At 53.9% G+C, this 22,481-nt stretch carries 22 protein-coding genes; 19 read left to right on the forward strand and 3 right to left on the reverse strand.

The genetic code is table 11. From position 1 onward, the window contains the following. The first annotated feature begins 151 nt into the window (after positions 1–151). Entirely contained in the window at positions 152–1,789 is a 1,638-nt protein-coding gene (gene pyrG / locus KQJ18_RS01920) for a CTP synthase (glutamine hydrolyzing) (RefSeq protein WP_005130912.1), read from the forward strand. Between the two features lie 86 nt (positions 1,790–1,875). Then, positions 1,876–3,174 carry a phosphopyruvate hydratase gene (eno, locus tag KQJ18_RS01925; RefSeq protein WP_003034129.1) on the forward strand — a complete coding sequence of 433 codons (1,299 nt, stop codon included), beginning with the start codon at positions 1,876–1,878 and terminating at the stop codon, positions 3,172–3,174. Between the two features lie 55 nt (positions 3,175–3,229). Here eno and KQJ18_RS01930 read toward each other — a convergent pair whose 3' ends face one another. Further along, positions 3,230–4,054, reverse strand: coding sequence for a MurR/RpiR family transcriptional regulator (locus KQJ18_RS01930; RefSeq protein ID WP_087856940.1), 825 nt, complete (start codon positions 4,052–4,054; stop codon positions 3,230–3,232). Between the two features lie 165 nt (positions 4,055–4,219). Here KQJ18_RS01930 and KQJ18_RS01935 point away from each other — a divergent pair, with 165 nt between their 5' ends. From KQJ18_RS01935 to queE, 3 genes are all read left to right on the forward strand, one after another. Then, positions 4,220–5,776, forward strand: a complete 1,557-nt coding sequence (locus tag KQJ18_RS01935; protein WP_216421313.1) for a maltose/glucose-specific PTS transporter subunit IIC — start codon at positions 4,220–4,222, stop codon at positions 5,774–5,776. Beyond that, positions 5,776–6,465, forward strand: coding sequence for an N-acetylmannosamine-6-phosphate 2-epimerase (locus KQJ18_RS01940; RefSeq protein WP_069324549.1), 690 nt, complete (start codon positions 5,776–5,778; stop codon positions 6,463–6,465). Before KQJ18_RS01935 ends, KQJ18_RS01940 begins: the two co-directional genes overlap by 1 nt. A 71-nt stretch (positions 6,466–6,536) precedes the next feature. Continuing rightward, a complete protein-coding gene (queE, locus tag KQJ18_RS01945; RefSeq protein ID WP_038633185.1) occupies positions 6,537–7,208 on the forward strand; it encodes a 7-carboxy-7-deazaguanine synthase QueE in 672 nt (223 codons plus the stop codon). Positions 7,209–7,255: 47 nt separating this feature from the next. Here queE and queD read toward each other — a convergent pair whose 3' ends face one another. Beyond that, positions 7,256–7,618 (reverse strand): 6-carboxytetrahydropterin synthase QueD, encoded by a 363-nt coding sequence (gene queD, locus KQJ18_RS01950; RefSeq protein WP_137351637.1) that lies wholly within the window; start codon positions 7,616–7,618, stop codon positions 7,256–7,258. A gap of 438 nt (positions 7,619–8,056) precedes the next feature. Between queD and cysJ the strand changes: the two genes are divergently transcribed. From cysJ to cysH, 3 genes are all read left to right on the forward strand, one after another. Continuing rightward, positions 8,057–9,856, forward strand: coding sequence for an NADPH-dependent assimilatory sulfite reductase flavoprotein subunit (cysJ, locus tag KQJ18_RS01955; protein WP_216421315.1), 1,800 nt, complete (start codon positions 8,057–8,059; stop codon positions 9,854–9,856). Then, positions 9,856–11,568 carry an assimilatory sulfite reductase (NADPH) hemoprotein subunit gene (cysI, locus tag KQJ18_RS01960; protein WP_069324551.1) on the forward strand — a complete coding sequence of 571 codons (1,713 nt, stop codon included), beginning with the start codon at positions 9,856–9,858 and terminating at the stop codon, positions 11,566–11,568. Before cysJ ends, cysI begins: the two co-directional genes overlap by 1 nt. 76 nt (positions 11,569–11,644) lie before the next feature. Next, the gene (cysH, locus tag KQJ18_RS01965; RefSeq protein WP_216421317.1) at positions 11,645–12,379 is read left to right on the forward strand and encodes a phosphoadenosine phosphosulfate reductase; all 735 of its coding nucleotides are present in this window, start codon (positions 11,645–11,647) and stop codon (positions 12,377–12,379) included. Positions 12,380–12,428: 49 nt separating this feature from the next. Here cysH and KQJ18_RS01970 read toward each other — a convergent pair whose 3' ends face one another. After that, a complete protein-coding gene (locus tag KQJ18_RS01970; RefSeq protein WP_159121415.1) occupies positions 12,429–13,466 on the reverse strand; it encodes an aminopeptidase in 1,038 nt (345 codons plus the stop codon). A gap of 254 nt (positions 13,467–13,720) precedes the next feature. Here KQJ18_RS01970 and cysD point away from each other — a divergent pair, with 254 nt between their 5' ends. From cysD to nlpD, 11 genes are all read left to right on the forward strand, one after another. Further along, a complete protein-coding gene (gene cysD, locus KQJ18_RS01975; protein WP_003034152.1) occupies positions 13,721–14,629 on the forward strand; it encodes a sulfate adenylyltransferase subunit CysD in 909 nt (302 codons plus the stop codon). 9 nt (positions 14,630–14,638) lie between these two features. After that, complete coding sequence (gene cysN / locus KQJ18_RS01980) at positions 14,639–16,066, forward strand: sulfate adenylyltransferase subunit CysN (protein ID WP_216421319.1); 1,428 nt, start codon at positions 14,639–14,641, stop codon at positions 16,064–16,066. Then, on the forward strand, positions 16,066–16,671 hold the full coding sequence (gene cysC / locus KQJ18_RS01985) for an adenylyl-sulfate kinase (protein ID WP_069324554.1): 606 nt from the start codon (positions 16,066–16,068) through the stop codon (positions 16,669–16,671). Before cysN ends, cysC begins: the two co-directional genes overlap by 1 nt. Before the next feature lie 47 nt (positions 16,672–16,718). After that, entirely contained in the window at positions 16,719–17,042 is a 324-nt protein-coding gene (locus tag KQJ18_RS01990; protein WP_038633162.1) for a DUF3561 family protein, read from the forward strand. A gap of 214 nt (positions 17,043–17,256) precedes the next feature. Beyond that, the gene (gene ftsB / locus KQJ18_RS01995) at positions 17,257–17,568 is read left to right on the forward strand and encodes a cell division protein FtsB (protein WP_003034163.1); all 312 of its coding nucleotides are present in this window, start codon (positions 17,257–17,259) and stop codon (positions 17,566–17,568) included. Positions 17,569–17,586: 18 nt separating this feature from the next. After that, positions 17,587–18,297: a 2-C-methyl-D-erythritol 4-phosphate cytidylyltransferase gene (gene ispD / locus KQJ18_RS02000; RefSeq protein ID WP_038633159.1), complete on the forward strand. Its 711-nt coding sequence runs from the start codon at positions 17,587–17,589 to the stop codon at positions 18,295–18,297. Beyond that, a complete protein-coding gene (gene ispF, locus KQJ18_RS02005) occupies positions 18,297–18,776 on the forward strand; it encodes a 2-C-methyl-D-erythritol 2,4-cyclodiphosphate synthase (protein ID WP_003034167.1) in 480 nt (159 codons plus the stop codon). Before ispD ends, ispF begins: the two co-directional genes overlap by 1 nt. Beyond that, the gene (gene truD / locus KQJ18_RS02010; protein WP_038633155.1) at positions 18,773–19,822 is read left to right on the forward strand and encodes a tRNA pseudouridine(13) synthase TruD; all 1,050 of its coding nucleotides are present in this window, start codon (positions 18,773–18,775) and stop codon (positions 19,820–19,822) included. Before ispF ends, truD begins: the two co-directional genes overlap by 4 nt. After that, on the forward strand, positions 19,803–20,564 hold the full coding sequence (gene surE / locus KQJ18_RS02015) for a 5'/3'-nucleotidase SurE (protein WP_038633152.1): 762 nt from the start codon (positions 19,803–19,805) through the stop codon (positions 20,562–20,564). Before truD ends, surE begins: the two co-directional genes overlap by 20 nt. Further along, positions 20,558–21,184: a protein-L-isoaspartate O-methyltransferase gene (pcm, locus tag KQJ18_RS02020; protein ID WP_038633150.1), complete on the forward strand. Its 627-nt coding sequence runs from the start codon at positions 20,558–20,560 to the stop codon at positions 21,182–21,184. The genes surE and pcm overlap by 7 nt, the downstream gene beginning before the upstream one ends. A 164-nt stretch (positions 21,185–21,348) precedes the next feature. Next, positions 21,349–22,431 (forward strand): murein hydrolase activator NlpD, encoded by a 1,083-nt coding sequence (nlpD, locus tag KQJ18_RS02025; protein WP_223229542.1) that lies wholly within the window; start codon positions 21,349–21,351, stop codon positions 22,429–22,431. Positions 22,432–22,481: the final 50 nt, after the last annotated feature.

A 22,481-nucleotide genomic window follows, 5' to 3' on the forward strand; every position in this document is an offset into this window, starting at 1 on the left:
ACCCCAAAGGGGCTATTTTCTCACTCCCGATGTTAATGTGAGCCTGGTGAAGAGGAGGGATAATGAAAGTTTGTGGCGCTCGTCATGTTCGGGTATACTACTTTCCCGTCTTGGTAATTCCATCGTTTCACCCTAACTTCTCAGGTCCAGCATGACAACGAACTATATTTTTGTGACCGGCGGGGTCGTATCCTCTCTGGGAAAAGGCATTGCCGCAGCCTCCCTCGCAGCCATTCTTGAAGCCCGTGGCCTCAACGTGACCATGATGAAACTGGATCCGTACATCAACGTCGATCCGGGTACTATGAGCCCAATCCAACACGGGGAAGTGTTCGTTACCGAAGACGGCGCTGAAACCGACCTGGACCTGGGTCACTATGAGCGTTTCATCCGTACGAAAATGAGCCGCCGCAACAACTTCACCACGGGGCGTATCTACTCTGACGTTCTGCGTAAAGAACGCCGTGGCGACTATCTGGGCGCTACTGTTCAGGTTATCCCGCATATCACCAACGCAATTAAAGAGCGCGTTCTGGAAGGCGGTGAAGGTCATGATGTTGTTCTGGTCGAAATCGGCGGAACTGTTGGGGATATCGAATCTCTGCCGTTCCTTGAAGCGATTCGCCAAATGGCCGTAGAAATTGGCCGTGAGCACACGCTGTTTATGCATCTGACGCTGGTTCCGTACATGGCGGCGGCAGGTGAAGTCAAAACGAAACCGACTCAGCACTCTGTAAAAGAGCTGCTTTCTATCGGTATTCAGCCAGATATCCTGATCTGCCGCTCCGATCGCGCAGTTCCGGCGAATGAACGTGCGAAAATTGCATTGTTCTGTAACGTTCCGGAAAAAGCGGTGATTTCTCTGAAAGATGTCGATTCCATCTATAAAATTCCGGGCCTGTTGAAATCCCAGGGCCTTGACGATTATATTTGTAAACGATTCAGCTTGAACTGTCCGGAAGCTAATCTGTCAGAATGGGAGCAGGTTATCTACGAAGAAGCGAATCCGGCAGGTGAAGTGACTATCGGTATGGTCGGCAAGTACATTGAACTGCCGGACGCCTATAAGTCAGTGATTGAAGCGCTGAAACACGGTGGTCTGAAGAATCGTGTCACCGTCAACATCAAGCTGATCGATTCGCAGGATGTCGAAACGCGCGGCGTTGAGATCCTGAAAGGTCTTGATGCTATCCTGATCCCTGGCGGCTTCGGCTACCGTGGTGTTGAAGGTAAAATCGCGACGGCGCGCTTTGCGCGTGAGAACAATATTCCTTATCTGGGCATTTGCCTGGGTATGCAGGTTGCGTTGATTGAGTTTGCGCGTAACGTAGTGGGTATGGACAACGCCAACTCCACGGAATTTGTGCCAGACTGTAAGTACCCGGTGGTGGCTCTGATTACCGAATGGCGTGACGAAGACGGCAACGTCGAAGTCCGTACCGAGAAGAGCGATCTGGGTGGCACCATGCGTCTTGGCGCGCAGCAGTGTCAGCTGAGCGATGAAAGCCTGGTCCGTCAACTGTACGGCACGCCGACAATCGTTGAACGCCACCGTCACCGCTACGAAGTCAACAATATGCTGTTGAAACAGATTGAAGCTGCTGGTCTGCGTGTTGCAGGCCGTTCCGGTGATGATCAGTTGGTCGAGATCATCGAGGTACCGAATCATCCGTGGTTCGTGGCCTGTCAGTTCCACCCGGAATTTACTTCCACGCCACGTGATGGGCACCCGCTGTTTGCCGGCTTTGTGAAAGCCGCCAGTGAACATCAGAAGCGTCAGGCGAAGTAAGAAGTAAAAAGTTAGAACGGCAATGCACCCATTCGGGTGCATTGTTTGTCTGGAGTTTTAGTTTAACTTGTACTGAGGAAAACCTAATGTCCAAAATCGTTAAAATCATCGGTCGTGAAATCATCGACTCCCGTGGTAACCCGACTGTTGAAGCCGAAGTACACCTGGAAGGTGGTTTCGTTGGTATGGCAGCAGCTCCGTCAGGTGCTTCTACTGGTTCCCGCGAAGCACTGGAACTGCGCGATGGCGACAAATCCCGTTTCATGGGTAAAGGCGTACTGAAAGCTGTTGCAGCTGTTAACGGCCCAATTGCTCAGGCTCTGCTGGGTAAAGATGCTAAAGATCAGGCTGGCATCGACAAGATCATGATCGATCTGGACGGTACTGAAAACAAATCCAACTTCGGTGCAAACGCCATCCTGGCTGTGTCCCTGGCGAACGCCAAAGCAGCAGCTGCTGCTAAAGGCCTGCCGCTGTATGCGCACATCGCTGAACTGAACGGTACTCCGGGCAAATACTCCATGCCGGTTCCGATGATGAACATCATCAACGGTGGTGAGCACGCTGACAACAACGTCGACATCCAGGAGTTCATGATTCAGCCGGTTGGCGCTAAGACTCTGAAAGAAGCCGTACGTATGGGTTCTGAAGTGTTCCACAACCTGGCTAAAGTTCTGAAAGCTAAAGGTATGAACACTGCAGTTGGTGACGAAGGCGGCTACGCGCCGAACCTGGGCTCCAACGCTGAAGCTCTGGCTGTAATCGCTGAAGCGGTTAAAGCAGCTGGCTACGAGCTGGGCAAAGACATCACTCTGGCGATGGACTGTGCAGCTTCTGAATTCTACAAAGACGGTAAATACGTTCTGGCTGGCGAAGGCAACAAAGCGTTCACCTCCGAAGAATTCACCCACTTCCTGGAAGAACTGACCAAACAGTACCCGATCGTGTCCATCGAAGATGGTCTGGACGAGTCTGACTGGGACGGTTTCGCATACCAGACTAAAGTTCTGGGCGACAAAATCCAGCTGGTTGGTGACGATCTGTTCGTAACCAACACCAAAATCCTGAAAGAAGGCATCGAAAAAGGCATCGTTAACTCCATCCTGATCAAATTCAACCAGATCGGTTCTCTGACCGAAACTCTGGCTGCGATCAAAATGGCGAAAGACGCTGGCTACACCGCTGTCATCTCTCACCGTTCTGGCGAAACTGAAGACGCTACCATCGCTGACCTGGCTGTTGGTACCGCTGCAGGCCAGATCAAAACCGGTTCTATGAGCCGTTCTGACCGCGTAGCTAAGTACAACCAGCTGATTCGTATCGAAGAAGCGTTGGGCGAACAAGCTCCGTACAACGGTCGTAAAGAGATCAAAGGTCAGGCGTAATCCTGTTCTTTAACTCTTAACGTAAAAACCCGCTGCGGCGGGTTTTTTTATGCCTTTAAAGTAGTAGTGGTAAGGTCGCACTCGCCGTTTGCTGGCTCACATCGCTGTACTTTTCATCCAGTCCAATCAGCGACGTGGTGAGCAGTTCCACCAACAGCATGACACCCACCTTGGCGTTTAGCGCGCCGGCGCTCAACGGACCTTCTGGTTTGGCTGCGACCAGTTGAATATCACTCAGCGATGCCAGTGGACTACGCGGTGTATTACTTAGCGCCAGTACGCGTACACCTTGCTTACGCGCCAGCTTTACGACATGCAGCAGATCGCGCGTGGATCCCGAACTGGATATCGCCACTACCAGCGTATCTTTGCTTAGCGTTGTAGCGTTCATAGCAGCACGGTGCATGTCGCTGAACAATTGCGCGGGTTTGCCGAGGCGCAGGAGTTTGTAATGTAAATATTCCCCCAGAATAGCGCTGGCCGCTACGCCATAAATTTGTACCGACTGAGCCTGATGCAGCGCCAGAGCGGCTGCTTCCAGTAATGTTCTGTCGAGTAATTTTGCCGTGTCCTGCAGCGCTTGCACGGATTCATTGACCACATTGTCAATCTCATCACCGCTGTGCTCTACCGGCTCTCCTTGCCGGAGGTCGAGTGCCAGCGCCATCTTAAATTCGTTATAGCCCTTACACCCCAGCGTACGGCACAGACGCGTGACGCTCGCCTCACTGGTGTCGCTTTCACGCGCCAGTTCGGTAATCGTCAGATAGACCACTCTTGCCGGATCGCTAAGCACAAACTCTCCCAGCTTTTGTTGAGTTCGACTATATCCATCAACGCCCTGGCGCAATCTCAGCAGCAGGTTTTCATTTTCTGACATGCAAAATCCTTAATGCGTTTCTCTGCCGATAGTGTGGCGGAAAGCAGGGGAGAGATGCCAGTCATTTTAAAAAAGTATGATCGGCGTCCTGGTTTTTGATGGTAATTTTCATTTTTAAAATTAATTATGGTAAAAATTTTCATCAATGATCGGGGAGATGAAAAAATGATGCAAATATTTAGCGGCGCTTCGTCAGGCGCATGGTTTGAAAAAGCGCAGCGGTTCGGCAAATCGTTCATGCTGCCGATTGCGGTATTGCCCGCAGCGGGGTTGTTGTTGGGGATTGGAGGGGCTTTGTCGAATCCCAATACGCTGACGGCCTACCCTTTCTTGAATGTCGACTGGCTGCAGGCAATCTTCACGATCATGACCAGCGCGGGTTCTATCGTGTTTGCCAACCTGTCGGTGCTTTTTGCGGTTGGTGTTGCCGTGGGACTGGCGAAAACGGATAAAGGCACGGCGGGCCTTGCGGCATTGCTGGCTTTTCTGGTGATGAATGCCACCATCAATGCTTTGTTAACGCTCAACGGAACGCTGGCGCACGAGAATCCAGGTGCTGTGGGCCAGGGAATGACGCTGGGCATTCAGACGCTGGAAACGGGCGTTTTTGGTGGGGTTGTGATTGGTCTGGTCACCTGCGCGCTGCATAGCCGTTTCAATAAAGTCTCACTCCCTCAGTTTCTTGGCTTTTTCAGTGGTTCGCGTTTTGTACCGATTATCAGCTCGCTTGCCGCGATTGTGGTGGGGGCGATCATGACGGTGGTGTGGCCGCATTTCCAGAAGCTCATTTTTGGACTGGGCGGTCTGGTGGATGCGACGGGCTATCTGGGGACGCTACTGTACGGTTTCATTCTGCGTATGCTTGGCCCACTGGGTTTACACCATATCTTTTATTTGCCATTCTGGACAACGGCGCTGGGCGGGAGCGAAATCGTCAACGGTCAACTGGTCGAAGGCACCCAGCGTATTTTCTTTGCCCAACTTGCCGATCCGAATACGCAGCAGTTTTATGCCGGTACCTCGCGCTTTATGTCCGGGCGCTTTATCACCATGATGTTTGGCCTGCTTGGCGCATGCCTGGCGATGTACCACACGGCAAAACCGGAGAACAGAAAGCTTGTCGCCGGACTGTTGCTATCAGCGGCCCTGACCTCTTTCCTGACCGGCATCACTGAGCCTATCGAGTTCTCCTTCCTGTTTGTGGCTCCGGTGTTATATGTCATTCACGCCTTCTTCGATGGTCTGGCGTTTATGATGGCGCATATTTTACATATCACTATTGGGCAAACCTTTTCGGGGGGACTGATCGATTTCCTCCTCTTCGGCGTGCTACAGGGGGAAGCGAAAACCAACTGGATGTACGTCCCCCTGGTTGGGGTTCCGTGGTTCTTTCTTTACTACTTCACCTTCCGTTATTTGATTAACCGCTTTAACTGGCTGACGCCGGGGCGTGAGAGCGCTGCCCAGGTGGAGTCCGGTCTGCCTCAGAGCGAACGCGCAGCGGCAGTCATCGCCGGGCTGGGAGGCAAAGAGAATCTGGAAGAGGTGGACTGTTGCGCCACACGCTTACGCGTGACGGTGAAAGAGAGCAGCAAGGTTGATGAAGCTGCGCTGAAAGCGACCGGAGCGCGCGGCGTAATTATTCGCGGCAACGGTGTTCAGGTGATTTATGGCCCGCATGTCACCATCATTAAAAATGAAGTCGAAGAGAACTTATCGTGATGAAAACTGTACTGGATTCCCTGAAAGGTAAATTAATTGTCTCCTGCCAGGCGCTGGAAAATGAACCCCTGCACAGCCCGTTTATTATGTCGCGTATGGCGCTGGCGGCAGCGCAGGGCGGTGCGGCAGGTATCCGTGCGAACAGCGTGGTAGATATTCGCGCGATCAAAGAGAGCGTCTCCCTGCCGGTAATAGGGATTATCAAGCGCGATTATCCGGGCAGCGATGTATTTATCACGGCCACCCTGCAGGAAGTGGATGAACTGATGACCGTTGAGCCGGAAATTATTGCTCTGGATGCGACAGCGCGACCGCGCCCCGGTGGGCAAACGCTGGAAGAACTGGTCACGCAAATCCGCGCCCGCTACCCCTCCGTACTGCTGATGGCGGATATCGCCACCGTCGATGAGGCGGTAACAGCCGAGCGGCTGGGTTTTGACTGCGTGGGCACCACGCTCTATGGCTATACCGCCGACACTGCCGGGCATGTGCTGGCGGAAAACGACTGCGGTTTTTTACGTGAGGTGTTGGCGGCGGTCACCATACCGGTTGTGGCGGAAGGTAACGTCGATACCCCGGAACGCGCCGCACGTTGCCTGGCATTAGGCGCGCATACTGTGGTGGTTGGAGGCGCTATCACGCGTCCGCAGCAGATAACGGCACGCTTTGTCGCGGCGATCGCCTCGTAAAGCATCGATGGGGCATGATACTTTGGCGGGGATCTGCGATAATTAGCGTTTATCCCCATATTGAGAACGCTATGCAGTACCCGATTAACGAGATGTTCCAGACCCTGCAAGGTGAGGGTTACTTTACCGGCGTCCCCGCCATTTTTATTCGTTTACAGGGATGCCCGGTTGGCTGTGCCTGGTGCGATACCAAACACACCTGGGATAAGCTTGAGGATCGGGAAGTCTCCCTGTACAGCATCCTGGCTAAAACGAAAGAGAGCGATAAGTGGGGCGCGGCGAGCAGCGAAGATTTGCTGGCTGTTATTCAGCGTCAGAGCTATACCGCCCGTCACGTGGTGATCACCGGCGGTGAGCCCTGCATTCATGACCTGATGCCGCTGACTGACCTGCTGGAAAAGAACGGCTTTAGCTGCCAGATTGAAACCAGCGGTACCCACGAAGTACGCTGTACGCCGAATACCTGGGTGACCGTATCGCCGAAGGTGAATATGCGCGGTGGTTATGATGTGCTGTCACAGGCGCTGGAGCGCGCGAATGAAATCAAACATCCGGTCGGCCGCGTTCGCGATATTGAAGCGCTGGATGAACTGCTGGCAACGTTGAGCGATGATAAGCCGCGAATCATTGCCTTACAGCCAATCAGCCAGAAAGAAGATGCGACGCGTCTGTGCATTGATACCTGTATCGCGCGTAACTGGCGTCTGTCGATGCAGACCCATAAATACCTGAATATTGCCTGATAAATTTTGCCGGGTGGGCTTCGCATCGCCATCCGGCAAAGTCACAATCACTCGCCGCGATACACGCAACCCGCTGTGCAGGTCTCTTTTACCATCACTGCGCTCAGCAGAGGGACAACCGGTTTTACCTGCTCCCAAATCCATTTTGCCAGCACTTCGCTGGTTGGGTTTTCTAAGCCTGGAATATCGTTCAGATAGTAGTGATCAAGTCTGTCATAAGTCGGCTTAAACGCCGCCTTTAACTCTGCGAAATCCATGATCCAACCGGTATGCGGATCGACTTCACCGGTAATTTCAAGACGCACCATAAATGAGTGACCATGCAGGCGACCACACTTATGCCCTTCCGGTACATGCGGCAGGCGGTGAGCGGCTTCGAAGGTGAAATCTTTAAACAAGGTGGTGGACATTTTTTACTCTCAAGAATGCGAAAAACCGCCGTAGGGTACCGTAAAGAGCAAATTTTATCATTAGTTAAAAGGGCGCAGAGTATCAGAACAATCCATTCATAAAGATAATGTTCAATAACTATTTATATATCAAATGCTTATTAAATCGATTTTGCTGTTAATAACTATAACTAAAACAGGTTAGTTCATTTGGTTATTTGTTATTTCTATCCCTTCTTTAATTGTTACTATGCCCGCCGTTAACCTAATACTCGTCATACTTCGAGCTGCATGTGTGTTGGCTTCACTCTCTTATCCCAGTCACTTACTTCAGTAAGCTCCTGGGATTCGTTCACTTGCCGCCTTCATGCAACTCGAATTATTTAGAGTATTTTCATTTCTTTTTTTGGTGTCATTTGGGCACGAAAAACAGCTTTGCTTACTGGAACATGACAACGCATGACGACACAGGCCCCACCTTCCGCTCTGCTACCGCTAAACCCGGAGCAACTGGCTCGCCTTCAGGCGGCCACGACCGATTTCACTCCCGCGCAGCTTGCGTGGGTTTCTGGTTATTTTTGGGGCGTGCTGAATCAGCAGCCGGGGGCGAATGCAGCGGCTCCTGCGCCTGTTGCCGAAATGCCGGGGATTACGCTTATCTCCGCCTCGCAAACCGGCAATGCGCGTCGTGTGGCGGAAGCCCTGCGCGATGATCTGATTGCCGCGAAGCTCAATGTTACTCTGATCAATGCCGGCGACTACAAATTCAAACAAATCGCCAATGAAAAGTTGCTGGTTGTGGTGGCATCGACTCAGGGAGAAGGCGAACCAGCGGAAGAAGCTGTGGCGTTACATAAATTCCTGTTCTCGAAAAAAGCGCCGAAACTCGATAACACTGCTTTCGCCGTGTTTGCTCTCGGCGATACCTCTTACGAATTTTTCTGTCAGGCCGGTAAAGATTTCGACAGCAAGCTGGCTGAGCTGGGCGGTGAACGTCTGCTCGATCGCGTAGATGCCGACGGCGAATATCAGGCCGCTGCCGCGCAGTGGCGTGCCCGGTTGGTTGATATACTGAAAGCGCGTGCGCCTGCAGCACCGTCTGTACAAGTTGCAGCGAGCGGTGCGGTAAATGAAGTACATACCAGCCCCTACACCAAAGAAGCGCCGCTGACGGCGTCCTTGTCGGTGAACCAGAAAATTACCGGTCGTAACTCGGAAAAAGACGTCCGTCATATCGAAATCGATCTCGGTGATTCCGGCCTGCGTTATCAGCCGGGTGACGCGCTGGGCGTGTGGTATCAGAACGATCCGGCTTTGGTCAAAGAGCTGGTAGAACTGCTGTGGCTGAAAGGGGATGAACCGGTCACGGTTGATGGCAAAACCCTGCCGCTGGCCGAAGCGCTGGAGTGGCATTTTGAGCTGACGGTCAACACCGCGAATATCGTGGAAAACTACGCCACGCTGACGCGCAGTGAATCGCTGCTGCCGCTGGTGGGCGATAAAGCCCAGCTTCAGCAGTATGCGGCTACCACGCCAATCGTCGATATGGTGCGTTTCTCCCCGGCACAGCTTGATGCCGAAGCATTAATCGGCCTGCTGCGTCCACTGACGCCGCGCCTGTACTCTATCGCCTCTTCACAGGCGGAAGTTGAAAGCGAAGTGCACGTGACCGTCAGCGTCGTGCGTTACGACATCGAAGGTCGTGCCCGCGCCGGTGGTGCTTCCAGCTTCCTCGCCGACCGCGTGGAAGAAGAGGGCGAAGTGCGCGTGTTCATTGAGCACAACGACAACTTCCGCCTGCCGGCGAACCCGCAGACCCCGGTGATTATGATTGGTCCGGGCACCGGTATCGCGCCGTTCCGCGCCTTTATGCAGCAGCGCGCCGCCGACGGTGCGGAAGGTAAGAACTGGCTGTTCTTCGGTAACCCACACTTCACCGAAGATTTCCTCTATCAGGTCGAATGGCAGCGCTACGTGAAAGAAGGCGTGCTGAACCGTATCGATCTGGCCTGGTCCCGCGATCAAAAAGAAAAAATCTACGTACAAGACAAACTGCGCGAACAGGGCGCGGAGCTGTGGCGCTGGATTAATGACGGTGCCCACATTTATGTCTGCGGCGACGCCAGGCGCATGGCCGCAGATGTCGAAAAAGCATTGCTGGAAGTGATTGCTGAGTTCGGTGCAATGGACATCGAAGCGGCGGATGAATTTTTAAGTGAGCTGCGCGTTGAGCGCCGTTATCAGCGAGATGTCTACTAATGAGCGAAAAATACCCAGGGCCTTTAGTGGTCGAAGGCAAACTGACTGACGCCGAGCGCATGAAGCGTGAAAGTAATTTCCTGCGCGGCACCATCGCGGAAGACCTGAATGACGGTCTGACCGGCGGTTTTCACGGCGATAATTTCCTGCTGATTCGTTTCCACGGCATGTACCAGCAGGATGACCGCGACATTCGCGCCGAGCGCGCCGAGCAGAAGCTGGAGCCGCGCCATGCGATGTTGCTGCGCTGTCGTCTGCCGGGCGGGGTGATCACCACCACCCAGTGGAAGGCCATCGATAAATTCGCCGCTGACAACACGATTTACGGCAGCATCCGTCTGACCAACCGTCAGACCTTCCAGTTCCACGGCATTCTGAAGAAGAACGTCAAGCCGGTGCATCAGATGTTGCACTCCGTCGGGCTGGACGCGCTGGCGACCGCCAACGACATGAACCGTAACGTACTGTGCACCTCCAACCCGTATGAGTCCGAGCTGCACGCCGAGGCCTACGAGTGGGCGAAAAAGATCTCTGAACATCTGCTGCCGCGCACCCGCGCCTATGCGGAGATCTGGCTCGATCAGGAGAAGGTCGCGACCACCGACGAAGAACCGATCCTCGGCGCGACTTATCTGCCGCGTAAATTTAAAACCACGGTGGTGATCCCGCCGCAGAATGATATCGATCTGCACGCCAACGACATGAACTTCGTGGCGATTGCAGAAAACGGCAAGCTGGTGGGCTTTAACCTGTTGGTCGGCGGTGGTCTGTCTATTGAGCACGGTAATAAGAAAACCTACGCGCGTACGGCAAGCGAGTTCGGCTTCCTGCCGCTGGAGCATACCCTGGCCGTGGCCGAAGCGGTGGTGACGACCCAGCGTGACTGGGGTAACCGTACCGACCGTAAAAACGCGAAAACCAAATATACCCTGGAGCGCGTCGGTATCGACACCTTTAAGGAAGAGGTTGAGCGCCGCGCGGGGATCAAGTTTGAGCCGATCCGCCCGTATGAGTTCACCGGTCGTGGCGATCGCATCGGTTGGGTGAAAGGGATCGACAACAACTGGCACCTGACGCTGTTTATCGAAAACGGTCGTATCCTGGATTATCCTGGACGTCCGCTGAAAACCGGTTTACTGGAGATCGCGAAGATCCACAAAGGCGATTTCCGCATCACCGCTAACCAGAACCTGATTATTGCCAGCGTGCCGGAAAGCCAGAAAGCGAAGATCGAGAAATTGGCGCGCGACCACGGGTTGATGAATGCGGTGAAACCGCAGCGTGAAAACTCGATGGCCTGCGTGTCGTTCCCGACCTGTCCGCTGGCGATGGCGGAGGCCGAGCGTTTCCTGCCGTCGTTTACGGACAAAGTGGAAGCGATTCTGGAAAAACACGGCATCCCGGACGAGCATATCGTGATGCGCGTGACCGGCTGCCCGAACGGCTGTGGCCGCGCGATGCTGGCGGAGCTGGGTCTGGTGGGCAAAGCCCCGGGGCGTTACAACGTGCATCTGGGCGGCAACCGCATGGGAACACGTATTCCACGCATGTATCGCGAAAACATTACGGAAGCGGAAATTCTCGATTCCATTGACGAACTGGTTGGGCGCTGGGCGAAAGAGCGCGAGGCGGGTGAAGGCTTCGGCGATTTTACGGTGCGTGCGGGCATCATTCGCCCGGTGCTCGATCCAGCACGTGATTTCTGGGAATAAGTTCCCTTTGCCTGGTGACACGACGGTTTTGTAGGCCTGATAAGCGTAGCGCTATCAGGCATAAGATGAGGTAATCATGTCCGTACTTGATCTACACGCATTGAACGACCTGCCGAAAGTTGAACGCGTTATGGCGCTGGCGGAAACTAACAGCCAACTGGAAAAGCTGGACGCCGAAGGCCGCGTGACGTGGGCACTGGAGAATTTGCCGGGAGAATACGTGCTCTCTTCCAGCTTTGGTATTCAGGCGGCGGTGAGTCTGCATCTGGTGAATCAGATCCGCCCGGATATCCCGGTAATTCTGACCGATACCGGCTATCTGTTCCCGGAAACCTACCAGTTTATTGACGAGTTAACGGACAAACTCAAGCTGAATCTGCAAGTCTATCGGGCGAAGGAGAGTGCTGCCTGGCAGGAAGCACGCTATGGCAAACTGTGGGAGCAGGGCGTTGAGGGCATTGAGAAATACAATGACATCAACAAAGTCGAGCCGATGAACCGGGCGCTAAAAGAGCTGAAAGCACAGACCTGGTTTGCGGGCCTGCGCCGCGAGCAGTCAGGCAGTCGGGCGCATTTGCCGGTACTGGCAATTCAGCGCGGTGTGTTTAAAGTGCTGCCGATCATCGACTGGGATAACCGTACCGTTTACCAGTATCTGCAAAAGCACGGGCTGAAATATCACCCGCTGTGGGACCAGGGCTATCTGTCGGTGGGTGATACGCATACTACCCGCAAATGGGAGCCGGGCATGGCGGAAGAAGAGACGCGCTTCTTCGGGCTGAAGCGCGAGTGCGGGCTGCACGAAGGGTAATATGATCCTCGGTAAGCGTTATGCATTACCGGGGCTCTTTTTTTCAGGATTACCCTGCCTTCGCCAGCTCTTTTACCAGCGGCAGCATGATGCGTACCACGTCGCGGCTGCGGTGTTCGATTCGCCCAGGTAACGCTTTATCGATATGCTGTTGGTTATCCAGACGCACATCGTGCCAGCTGTTGCCATCCGGGAATGAAGGGCTTTTGGCGCGTTGTTGATAGCCATCTTTCTTGCCCAGGCTCCAGTTGGTCGCTTCAACGGAAAGGACGGCAATTCCCGCGTTATCGAACACCTCTGCGTCGTTACAGCAGCCGGTACCTTTCGGATAGTCTTTGTTCAGTCCGGGGTTGGTGCTGGCGACAATACCGCGGCTGCGTGCGATGACCAGCGCCCGGTCGCGCGTCAGTTTTCGTACGGCTTCCGGGGTTCTTTTCCCGCTGTTGAAATAGAGCTTATCGCCAACGATCAGGTTATCGAGGTTGATAACCAGCAGCGTATTTTTCTTCTCGGCGGCGCTCATTCGCTTAAGGATGTTCTCTGCGCCGAGTTTGCCTTCCTCTTCACCGCTGGTGGCGATAAAGCGAATACCGTACTGCGTCGGCACATTTTTGAGTCGTTCAGCCAGCTCCAGCATCACGCCCACCCCTGCGGCGTTGTCGTCGATACCCTGTAGGGTTAATCCACCCAGATTGGCATCGGAATCGGCGTCGCTTTGCGCAGCGTAGGTGTCGAGGTGCGCCATGATAATAATCTGCTGTGGCGCTTTGCCTTCATGGGCTGCAATGACGGTACTGCCCGTTACGTTATGCCAGTTTTTACGATTATCTTTGGCGGTATAAATATAGCGGCTGTTAAACGTCCGAATATCACTGCTATAGCCCATCTGCTGAAATTGCTGACGTATATAATCAGCAGATAACATTTCTGCCGGAGAACCCGTCACACGGCCTGGGAAGAATGTGGCGATGTAGCGTGCCTGGGTATTTGCGAAATCTCCGGGCTTCGAAGATGTTGCCTGTGCGGGAAGGATAAAGCACGCGCCGAGCGCCAGGGCGGTAGTCAGGTGGCGCAATGCGGAAAACATAGTGAGTCCTTAAATACCAAGCAGAAATTTTTAGCCGCTAGTATGAAACCGTGATCGCGGTAAAACAATTTCATTTGCTCCTAAATGCCCGAAATCCGGTGGCTTAAGCACTTTTTGATATTTGCTTTTCCAGATCGTTATTCCTTTGAGGAACTACTCATTCCAATTCGTAATTTCATTCGCCTCCTTGCCCTCCCTATAGTCAGGTTATCTGAGCATCGTTAGCAAAATAACGGCATTACATAGGAACGGTTATGGATCAAAAACGACTTACCCACCTGCGGCAATTGGAAGCGGAAAGCATCCATATCATTCGTGAGGTGGCCGCCGAGTTTTCTAATCCGGTGATGATGTATTCCATCGGCAAAGATTCCAGCGTAATGCTGCATCTGGCGCGCAAAGCGTTTTATCCTGGCACGCTGCCGTTCCCCTTGCTGCACGTTGATACCGGTTGGAAATTTAGCGAGATGTATGAATTTCGTGACCGCACGGCGAAAGCCTACGGTTGCGAACTGCTGGTGCATAAAAACCCGGAAGGGGTGGCGATGGGCATCAACCCCTTTGTCCACGGCAGCGCCAAGCATACCGATATTATGAAAACCGAAGGGCTTAAGCAGGCGCTGAATAAATACGGTTTTGACGCCGCGTTCGGCGGCGCACGCCGTGATGAGGAGAAATCGCGCGCCAAAGAGCGCATTTACTCCTTCCGCGATCGCTTCCATCGCTGGGACCCGAAAAATCAGCGTCCGGAACTGTGGCACAACTACAACGGACAAATTAACAAAGGCGAAAGCATTCGCGTATTCCCGCTCTCTAACTGGACCGAACAGGATATCTGGCAGTACATCTGGTTGGAAAATATCGACATCGTACCGCTGTACCTGGCGGCTGAGCGTCCGGTGCTGGAGCGCGATGGTATGTTGATGATGATTGATGACGACAGAATCGATCTGCAACCCGGCGAAGTGATTAAAAAGCGCATGGTGCGTTTCCGCACGCTTGGCTGCTGGCCGCTGACCGGCGCGGTGGAGTCTAACGCGCAGACGCTGCCGGAAATTATTGAAGAGATGCTGGTCTCAACCACCAGTGAACGTCAGGGCCGCGTGATTGACCGCGACCAGGCGGGCTCCATGGAGCTGAAGAAACGTCAGGGGTATTTCTAAGGAGCCGCCATGAATACGACACTTGCACAACAAATTGCTAATGAAGGCGGCGTTGAAGCCTGGATGGTTGCTCAGCAACACAAAAGCCTGCTGCGTTTTTTAACCTGCGGTAGCGTGGATGACGGGAAAAGTACCCTGATTGGTCGACTGCTGCACGATACCCGGCAGATCTATGAAGATCAGCTCTCATCGCTGCATAACGACAGTAAACGCCACGGCACCCAAGGCGAAAAACTCGATCTGGCGCTATTGGTTGACGGCTTGCAGGCCGAGCGCGAGCAGGGCATCACCATCGACGTGGCTTATCGTTATTTCTCCACCGAGAAGCGCAAATTTATTATTGCGGATACCCCCGGTCACGAACAGTACACCCGCAACATGGCGACCGGTGCGTCGACCTGCGACCTGGCGATCCTGTTGATCGATGCGCGTAAAGGCGTGCTGGATCAGACCCGTCGTCACAGCTTTATCTCTACGCTGCTTGGGATCAAGCACCTGGTGGTAGCGATCAACAAAATGGATCTGGTGAGCTTTAGCGAAGAGACATTTAACCGCATCCGCGAAGACTATCTCACGTTTGCTGAACAACTGCCGGGCAACCTGGATATCCGCTTTGTGCCGCTCTCCGCGCTGGAAGGCGATAACGTGGCTTCGCCAAGCGTCAGCATGCCATGGTACAGTGGCCCGACGCTGCTTGAAGTGCTGGAAACCGTTGAGATCCAGCGCATTGTCGATACCCAGCCGATGCGTTTCCCGGTGCAGTATGTGAACCGACCAAATCTGGATTTTCGTGGTTATGCCGGAACGCTGGCCTCCGGTCGCGTGCAGGTAGGACAACGCGTCAAGGTGTTACCGTCCGGCGTTGAGTCGAGCGTGGCGCGGATCGTTACCTTTGATGGTGATTTACAGCAAGCGTATGCCGGTGAAGCGATCACCCTGGTGCTGAAAGATGAGATTGATATCAGCCGGGGCGACCTGCTGCTGGATGCAGGTGAAGCGTTGCCAGCGGTACAAAGCGCAGCCGTTGATGTGGTGTGGATGGCGGAACAGCCGCTGTCGCCGGGGCAGAGTTACGACATCAAAGTTGCCGGCAAGAAGACCCGCGCGCGCGTGGATACCGTGCAGTACCAGGTCGATATTAACAACCTGACCCAGCGTGAGGTCGACGCGTTACCGCTGAACGGCATTGGTCTGGTTAATCTGACGTTTGATGAACCGCTGGTGTTGGATACCTATCAGCAGAACCCGGTTACGGGTGGGTTGATTATCATTGACCGCCTGACTAACGTCACCGTCGGCGCGGGGCTGGTGCGTGAGCCTATCATCCAGGAGCAAGCCGCCGCTTCTCAGTTCAGCGCGTTTGAACTGGAGCTGAATGCGCTGGTGCGTCGCCACTTCCCACACTGGGGTGCGCGCGATCTGCAGGGAGGCAAATAATGGCGCTGCATGACGAAAACGTCGTCTGGCATGCCCATCCTGTTACACCGCAACAGCGGGAGCAACGCCACGGTCACCGTGGTGTTGTGCTGTGGTTTACCGGACTGTCTGGCTCCGGTAAATCTACCGTAGCGGGAGCGCTGGAAGAAGCGTTGCACAAGCTGGGCGTCAGCACTTATCTGCTGGATGGCGATAACGTGCGTCACGGCCTGTGCAGCGATCTGGGGTTTAGCGATGCTGATCGTAAGGAGAATATCCGTCGGGTTGGCGAGGTGGCTAACCTGATGGTGGATGCCGGTCTGGTAGTTCTGACCGCCTTTATCTCTCCGCATCGCGCCGAGCGAAAAATGGTCCGCGAGCGCGTTGGCGCAGGGCGTTTTATTGAGGTTTTTGTCGATACGCCATTAGCAACGTGCGAAGCGCGCGACCCAAAAGGGCTGTATAAAAAAGCCAGGTCGGGGGAGTTGCGCAATTTCACCGGAATTGATTCGGTATACGAAGCGCCTGAATCGCCAGAGATTCATCTGGATGGTGAACAATTGGTAACAAATTTGGTTCCCCAATTATTAGACCTGCTGAGGCAGGGAGATATTATCAGATCCTGAGACACCCGAGCTTACATGCCCGGTCAGTCACGGTCACAGGATTAGATATGCGTAACAGCCATAACATTACTATTACAGAGTCAGAGACCTTCGCTACCGACGACGAAACCACCTGGTCCCTACCAGGGGCCGTGGTCGGTTTTGTAGCGTGGCTGCTGGCGCTGGGGTTCCCATGTCTGATGTATGGCCCTAACACACTGTTTTTCTTCCTTTATACCTGGCCTTTCTTCCTCGCGTTGCTGCCCGTGGCGATTGTGGCGGGTATTGCCCTGCACTCGCTATTAAAAGGAAAGCTGCTGCTGAGCATTACCAGCACCCTACTGGTGGTGGGTGGAATGTTTAGCGCGCTATTCTTTTGGCTTTTGGGCTAGGCTAAGTGCGTTTTAAACGATCGCCGATGTCGTTCACTGTCTGGTCATAATTCAAACCGTAACCAACAATGAGATTATGTTCTCCTTACACGGGGTATACGTAACAACGGGCAAATGTGGTACATTTGCCCGCGTTGTCGCGGCATTCCCGTCCGTTGATGTAAAGTCGTCTACGGAAGTTATGGGATGTTAATGCCGTTTTTCAGGGGGCAGGATGGGTAAACTTACGCTGCTGTTGCTGGCTTTATTAGTCTGGCTACAGTATTCGCTGTGGTTCGGTAAGAACGGCATACATGACTATAGTCGCGTCAACGATGATGTTGCTGCGCAGCAGGCTACAAACGCGAAACTTAAAGCGCGTAACGATCAGCTCTTTGCCGAAATTGACGATCTCAATGGCGGACAAGAGGCCATTGAGGAGCGCGCGCGCAACGAACTCAGCATGACTAAGCCGGGCGAAACTTTTTATCGTCTGGTGCCTGACGCGTCTAAACGCGCCCAGACTGCAGGGCAAAACAATCGATAAATCGTCCAGGGAGCTAACATGGCAGCCACTTTATTGGACGTTTGCGCCGTGGTGCCGGCTGCCGGATTTGGCCGCCGAATGCAAACAGAGTGTCCTAAGCAGTACCTCTCAATTGGCAATAAAACCATTCTTGAACACTCGGTTGATGCGCTACTGGCCCATCCCCGGGTGACGCGAGTCGTCATCGCTATCAGCCCAGGCGACAGCCGCTTTGCCCAACTTCCACTTGCCGCGCATCCGCAAATTACCGTAGTGGATGGCGGCAACGAACGTGCCGATTCTGTCCTTGCCGGTTTGCAAGCCGCAGGAGATGCGCGTTGGGTGCTGGTGCATGACGCCGCGCGTCCGTGTCTGCATCAGGATGACTTAGCACGTTTGCTGGCAATCAGTGAAACCAGCCGCACTGGCGGGATCCTGGCGGCACCCGTACGCGATACGATGAAACGCGCTGAACCGGGCCGCACAGACATTGCCCATACGGTCGATCGTACCGACTTATGGCATGCGTTAACGCCGCAGTTTTTCCCTCGCGAGCTGTTGCACGACTGCCTGACCCGTGCGCTCAACGAAGGCGCAACCATTACGGACGAAGCTTCGGCGCTGGAATATTGCGGTTTTCATCCGCAACTGGTCGAAGGACGCGCTGACAACATCAAAGTCACCCGCCCGGAAGACCTGGCGCTGGCGGAGTTTTATCTCTCCCGAACAATCCATTTGGAGAATGCATAATGCGAATCGGACACGGTTTTGACGTACACGCTTTTGGCGGCGTTGGCCCAATTATCATTGGCGGCGTGCGCATCCCGTATGAAAAAGGACTGCTGGCGCATTCTGATGGTGATGTGGCGTTACATGCGCTAACCGATGCCTTGCTGGGCGCGGCGGCGCTGGGTGACATCGGTAAACTCTTCCCGGATACCGACCCGGCCTTTAAAGGTGCAGATAGCCGCGAATTATTGCGTGAAGCCTGGCGGCGTATTCAGGCGAAAGGCTATACGCTTGGTAATGTGGATGTGACGATTATTGCTCAGGCGCCGAAGATGCTGCCGCACATTCCGCAAATGCGCGTATTTATTGCCGAAGATCTTGGCTGCCATATGGATGATGTTAACGTGAAAGCGACCACCACGGAAAAACTCGGTTTCACCGGGCGTGGGGAAGGGATTGCCTGTGAAGCGGTGGCGTTACTCATTAAGGCAACGAAATGACTGCGTTTGAGAATCTGACATATCTTCATGGTAAACCACTGGGCCATGGCGTCCTGAAAGCCAATCCGGAAGACTTTGTCGTCGTCGAAGATCTAGGCTTCGAACCGGATGGCGAAGGCGAGCACATTTTGGTGCGCATCCTGAAAAACGGCTGCAATACCCGTTTTGTCGCTGACGCGCTGGCGAAGTTCCTGAAAATTCACGCCCGTGAAGTGAGCTTTGCCGGGCAAAAAGATAAGCATGCGGTCACGGAACAGTGGCTGTGCGCGCGCGTGCCGGGCAATGTAATGCCTGATTTAAGCAAATTTGAGCTCGAAGGTTGTAAAGTGCTGGAGTACGCGCGCCACAAGCGTAAGCTGCGTTTAGGGGCGCTGAAAGGCAACGAATTTACGCTGGTGCTGCGTGAAGTGAGCGAGCGAAATGATGTTGAAGCGCGATTACAGGCGATTAGCGAGCGCGGCGTACCGAACTATTTTGGCGCTCAGCGTTTTGGGATCGGCGGCAGCAACCTGCAAGGGGCGCTGCGCTGGGCGCAAAGCGATGCGCCGGTGCGCGATCGCAATAAACGCAGTTTTTGGTTGTCGGCGGCCCGTAGCGCGTTGTTTAATCAGATCGTCAGTGAACGCTTGAAAAAAACAGACTTTAATCAAGTTGTTGACGGCGATGCGCTACAATTGTCGGGACGCGGAAGCTGGTTTGTCGCCACGCAGGAAGAACAGACTGAATTACAGCGTCGCGTCGATGACAAAGAATTGATGATTACAGCGGCATTACCGGGTAGCGGTGAGTGGGGAACTCAGCGCGACGCGCTGGTGTTTGAAGAAAGCGCTGTTGCGGATGAAACCGTGCTGCAGTCTCTGCTATTGCGCGAGAAAGTCGAGGCATCGCGACGCGCTATGTTGCTGTATCCACAACAATTAAGCTGGAACTGGTGGGATGACGTAACCGTTGAGTTACGCTTCTGGCTACCGGCAGGTAGCTTCGCCACCAGTGTAGTAAGGGAACTTATTAACACAATGGGTGATTATGCGTATATTGCTGAGTAACGATGATGGGGTCCATGCACCCGGTATACAAACGCTGGCGAAAGCCCTGCGTGAGTTTGCTGACGTACAGGTGGTTGCCCCGGATCGTAACCGCAGTGGCGCGTCTAACTCGCTGACGCTGGAATCTTCACTTCGCACGTTTACCTATGATAACGGCGATATCGCCGTACAAATGGGTACGCCCACCGACTGCGTCTATCTGGGCGTGAACGCGTTAATGCGTCCGCGTCCGGACATTGTCGTTTCTGGTATTAACGCAGGTCCTAATCTCGGGGATGATGTCATCTATTCCGGTACCGTTGCGGCGGCAATGGAAGGTCGTCACCTTGGGTTCCCTGCGCTGGCTGTCTCGCTTGATGGCCATAAGCATTACGATACTGCTGCGGCAGTAACCTGTCGTATCTTACGGGCGCTGAGTCGTGAACCGCTGCGCACCGGGCGTATTTTAAATATCAACGTTCCGGATCTACCGCTGGATCAGATTAAAGGCATCCGCGTCACCCGCTGCGGCAGCCGCCATCCGGCGGATCAGGTTATTCCACAGCAGGATCCGCGCGGAAATACGTTGTACTGGATTGGGCCGCCGGGGGAAAAATGCGACGCCGGGCCGGATACCGATTTTGCCGCCGTCGATGAAGGCTATGTTTCCATCACGCCGCTGCATGTCGATTTAACCGCCTACGGCGCGCATGAGGTGGTTTCGAGCTGGTTGGACAGCGTGGGAGTCGACACGCAATGGTAAGCAGACGCGTACATACTCTTCTTGAACAATTACGTGCGCAGGGCATCCGAGATGAGCATGTCCTGGATGCACTCGCCGCCGTGCCGCGTGAGAAATTCATTGATGAGGCGTTTGAACATAAGGCCTGGGACAATATTGCCTTGCCGATTGGTCAGGGGCAGACGATTTCGCAGCCTTATATGGTTGCACGCATGACTGAGCTGCTTGAGCTAACGCCGCAATCGCGGGTGCTGGAAATTGGCACTGGCTCCGGCTACCAGACGGCGATTCTGGCGCATCTGGTGCAGCATGTATGCTCCGTTGAGCGTATTAAAGGCCTGCAATGGCAGGCGCGTCGTCGCCTGAAACAGCTGGATTTACACAATGTTTCTACCCGTCACGGTGATGGATGGCAGGGCTGGCAAGCGCGAGCCCCGTTTGACGCTATCATTGTAACGGCAGCTCCGCCGGAGATCCCAACTGCGCTGATGATGCAGCTGGATGAAGGCGGTATTCTCGTCTTACCCGTGGGCGATGAGCACCAGTTCCTGAAGCGGGTGCGTCGTCGGGGAGGCGAATTTATTATTGATACCGTGGAGGCCGTACGTTTTGTTCCCTTAGTAAAAGGGGAGCTTGCGTAGACACTGGCTCTGAATACCTGGAGTTTTCCTGGATATTCTGGAATTAGTCAGCGTATCGTGTCGATGCTTTTGCACGGTGATTACGTTACGGGTTTTAACCAAATTTTCCTGGGGGATAAATGAGCGCGGGAAGCCACAAATTTACCATTCGCCGTATTGCGGCATTGTCACTGGTTTCATTATGGCTGGCAGGTTGTTCAAACACCTCGAATCCACCAGCGCCGGTCAGCTCGGTTGACGGCGGTGCATCCACGAACACCAGTTCCGGCATGCTGATTACGCCTCCGCCAAAAATGGGCTCGACGTCGACAGTACAACAGACGCCACAGATCCAACCGGTGCAGACTCCGACTACGCAACCAACGCAAATTCAACCTGTTGCAGAACAGCCTGTACAGATGGAAAACGGTCGTATCGTGTACAACCGTAAGTATGGGAATATTCCGAAAGGTAGCTACACGGGCGGCAGCACCTATACTGTCAAGAAAGGCGACACGCTTTTCTATATTGCCTGGATTACCGGGAACGATTTCCGTGACCTCGCACAGCGCAATAACGTTCCGGCCCCGTATAGCCTGAATGTCGGGCAAACTCTGCAAGTGGGCAACGCCTCGGGTACACCGATTACCGGTGGGAATGCCATCACCCAGGCGGATGCAGCACAGCAAGGAGTTGTGACCAACCCTGCACAAAATTCCACCGTTGCTGTTGCTTCGAAACCAACAATTACGTATTCTGAGGATTCAGGTGAACAAAGTGCTAACAAAATGTTGCCGAACAACAAGCCTGCTGGGACAGTTGTCACAGCGCCAGTAACGGCTCCAGCAGTTAGCACAACCGAAACAACTGCAAGCTCAACGTCGACCAGCGCGCCAATCTCTACCTGGCGCTGGCCAACTGACGGCAAAGTGATCGAAAACTTTGCGGCTACCGAAGGTGGCAATAAAGGGATCGACATTGCAGGCAGCAAAGGACAGGCTATTGTCGCGACCGCAGATGGACGCGTCGTTTATGCCGGTAACGCGCTGCGTGGTTACGGTAATCTTATTATCATCAAACATAACGATGATTACCTGAGCGCCTACGCCCATAACGATACAATGCTGGTCCGGGAACAACAAGAAATCAAGGCGGGGCAGAAAATAGCTACCATGGGTAGTACCGGAACCAGTTCAACACGCTTGCATTTTGAAATTCGTTACAAGGGGAAATCCGTAAACCCGCTGCGTTACTTGCCGCAGCGATAATTCGGCGGAACCAGGCTTTCACGTGCTAGTTCCGTTAGGGATCACGGGTA

It is taken from the genome of Citrobacter sp. S55_ASV_140 (genome assembly GCF_018919505.1).
GTDB classification, from domain to species: Bacteria; Pseudomonadota; Gammaproteobacteria; order Enterobacterales; family Enterobacteriaceae; genus Citrobacter; species Citrobacter werkmanii.

What these genes read in the sequence shown, in the direction of transcription:
- pyrG (WP_005130912.1), top strand. Translation starts at nt 152, where the DNA reads ATGACAACGAACTATATTTTTGTGACCGGCGGGGTCGTATCCTCTCTG.
- eno (WP_003034129.1), top strand. Translation starts at nt 1,876, where the DNA reads ATGTCCAAAATCGTTAAAATCATCGGTCGTGAAATCATCGACTCCCGT.
- KQJ18_RS01930 (WP_087856940.1), bottom strand. Translation starts at nt 4,054, where the DNA reads ATGTCAGAAAATGAAAACCTGCTGCTGAGATTGCGCCAGGGCGTTGAT.
- KQJ18_RS01935 (WP_216421313.1), top strand. Translation starts at nt 4,220, where the DNA reads ATGATGCAAATATTTAGCGGCGCTTCGTCAGGCGCATGGTTTGAAAAA.
- KQJ18_RS01940 (WP_069324549.1), top strand. Translation starts at nt 5,776, where the DNA reads ATGAAAACTGTACTGGATTCCCTGAAAGGTAAATTAATTGTCTCCTGC.
- queE (WP_038633185.1), top strand. Translation starts at nt 6,537, where the DNA reads ATGCAGTACCCGATTAACGAGATGTTCCAGACCCTGCAAGGTGAGGGT.
- queD (WP_137351637.1), bottom strand. Translation starts at nt 7,618, where the DNA reads ATGTCCACCACCTTGTTTAAAGATTTCACCTTCGAAGCCGCTCACCGC.
- cysJ (WP_216421315.1), top strand. Translation starts at nt 8,057, where the DNA reads ATGACGACACAGGCCCCACCTTCCGCTCTGCTACCGCTAAACCCGGAG.
- cysI (WP_069324551.1), top strand. Translation starts at nt 9,856, where the DNA reads ATGAGCGAAAAATACCCAGGGCCTTTAGTGGTCGAAGGCAAACTGACT.
- cysH (WP_216421317.1), top strand. Translation starts at nt 11,645, where the DNA reads ATGTCCGTACTTGATCTACACGCATTGAACGACCTGCCGAAAGTTGAA.
- KQJ18_RS01970 (WP_159121415.1), bottom strand. Translation starts at nt 13,466, where the DNA reads ATGTTTTCCGCATTGCGCCACCTGACTACCGCCCTGGCGCTCGGCGCG.
- cysD (WP_003034152.1), top strand. Translation starts at nt 13,721, where the DNA reads ATGGATCAAAAACGACTTACCCACCTGCGGCAATTGGAAGCGGAAAGC.
- cysN (WP_216421319.1), top strand. Translation starts at nt 14,639, where the DNA reads ATGAATACGACACTTGCACAACAAATTGCTAATGAAGGCGGCGTTGAA.
- cysC (WP_069324554.1), top strand. Translation starts at nt 16,066, where the DNA reads ATGGCGCTGCATGACGAAAACGTCGTCTGGCATGCCCATCCTGTTACA.
- KQJ18_RS01990 (WP_038633162.1), top strand. Translation starts at nt 16,719, where the DNA reads ATGCGTAACAGCCATAACATTACTATTACAGAGTCAGAGACCTTCGCT.
- ftsB (WP_003034163.1), top strand. Translation starts at nt 17,257, where the DNA reads ATGGGTAAACTTACGCTGCTGTTGCTGGCTTTATTAGTCTGGCTACAG.
- ispD (WP_038633159.1), top strand. Translation starts at nt 17,587, where the DNA reads ATGGCAGCCACTTTATTGGACGTTTGCGCCGTGGTGCCGGCTGCCGGA.
- ispF (WP_003034167.1), top strand. Translation starts at nt 18,297, where the DNA reads ATGCGAATCGGACACGGTTTTGACGTACACGCTTTTGGCGGCGTTGGC.
- truD (WP_038633155.1), top strand. Translation starts at nt 18,773, where the DNA reads ATGACTGCGTTTGAGAATCTGACATATCTTCATGGTAAACCACTGGGC.
- surE (WP_038633152.1), top strand. Translation starts at nt 19,803, where the DNA reads ATGCGTATATTGCTGAGTAACGATGATGGGGTCCATGCACCCGGTATA.
- pcm (WP_038633150.1), top strand. Translation starts at nt 20,558, where the DNA reads ATGGTAAGCAGACGCGTACATACTCTTCTTGAACAATTACGTGCGCAG.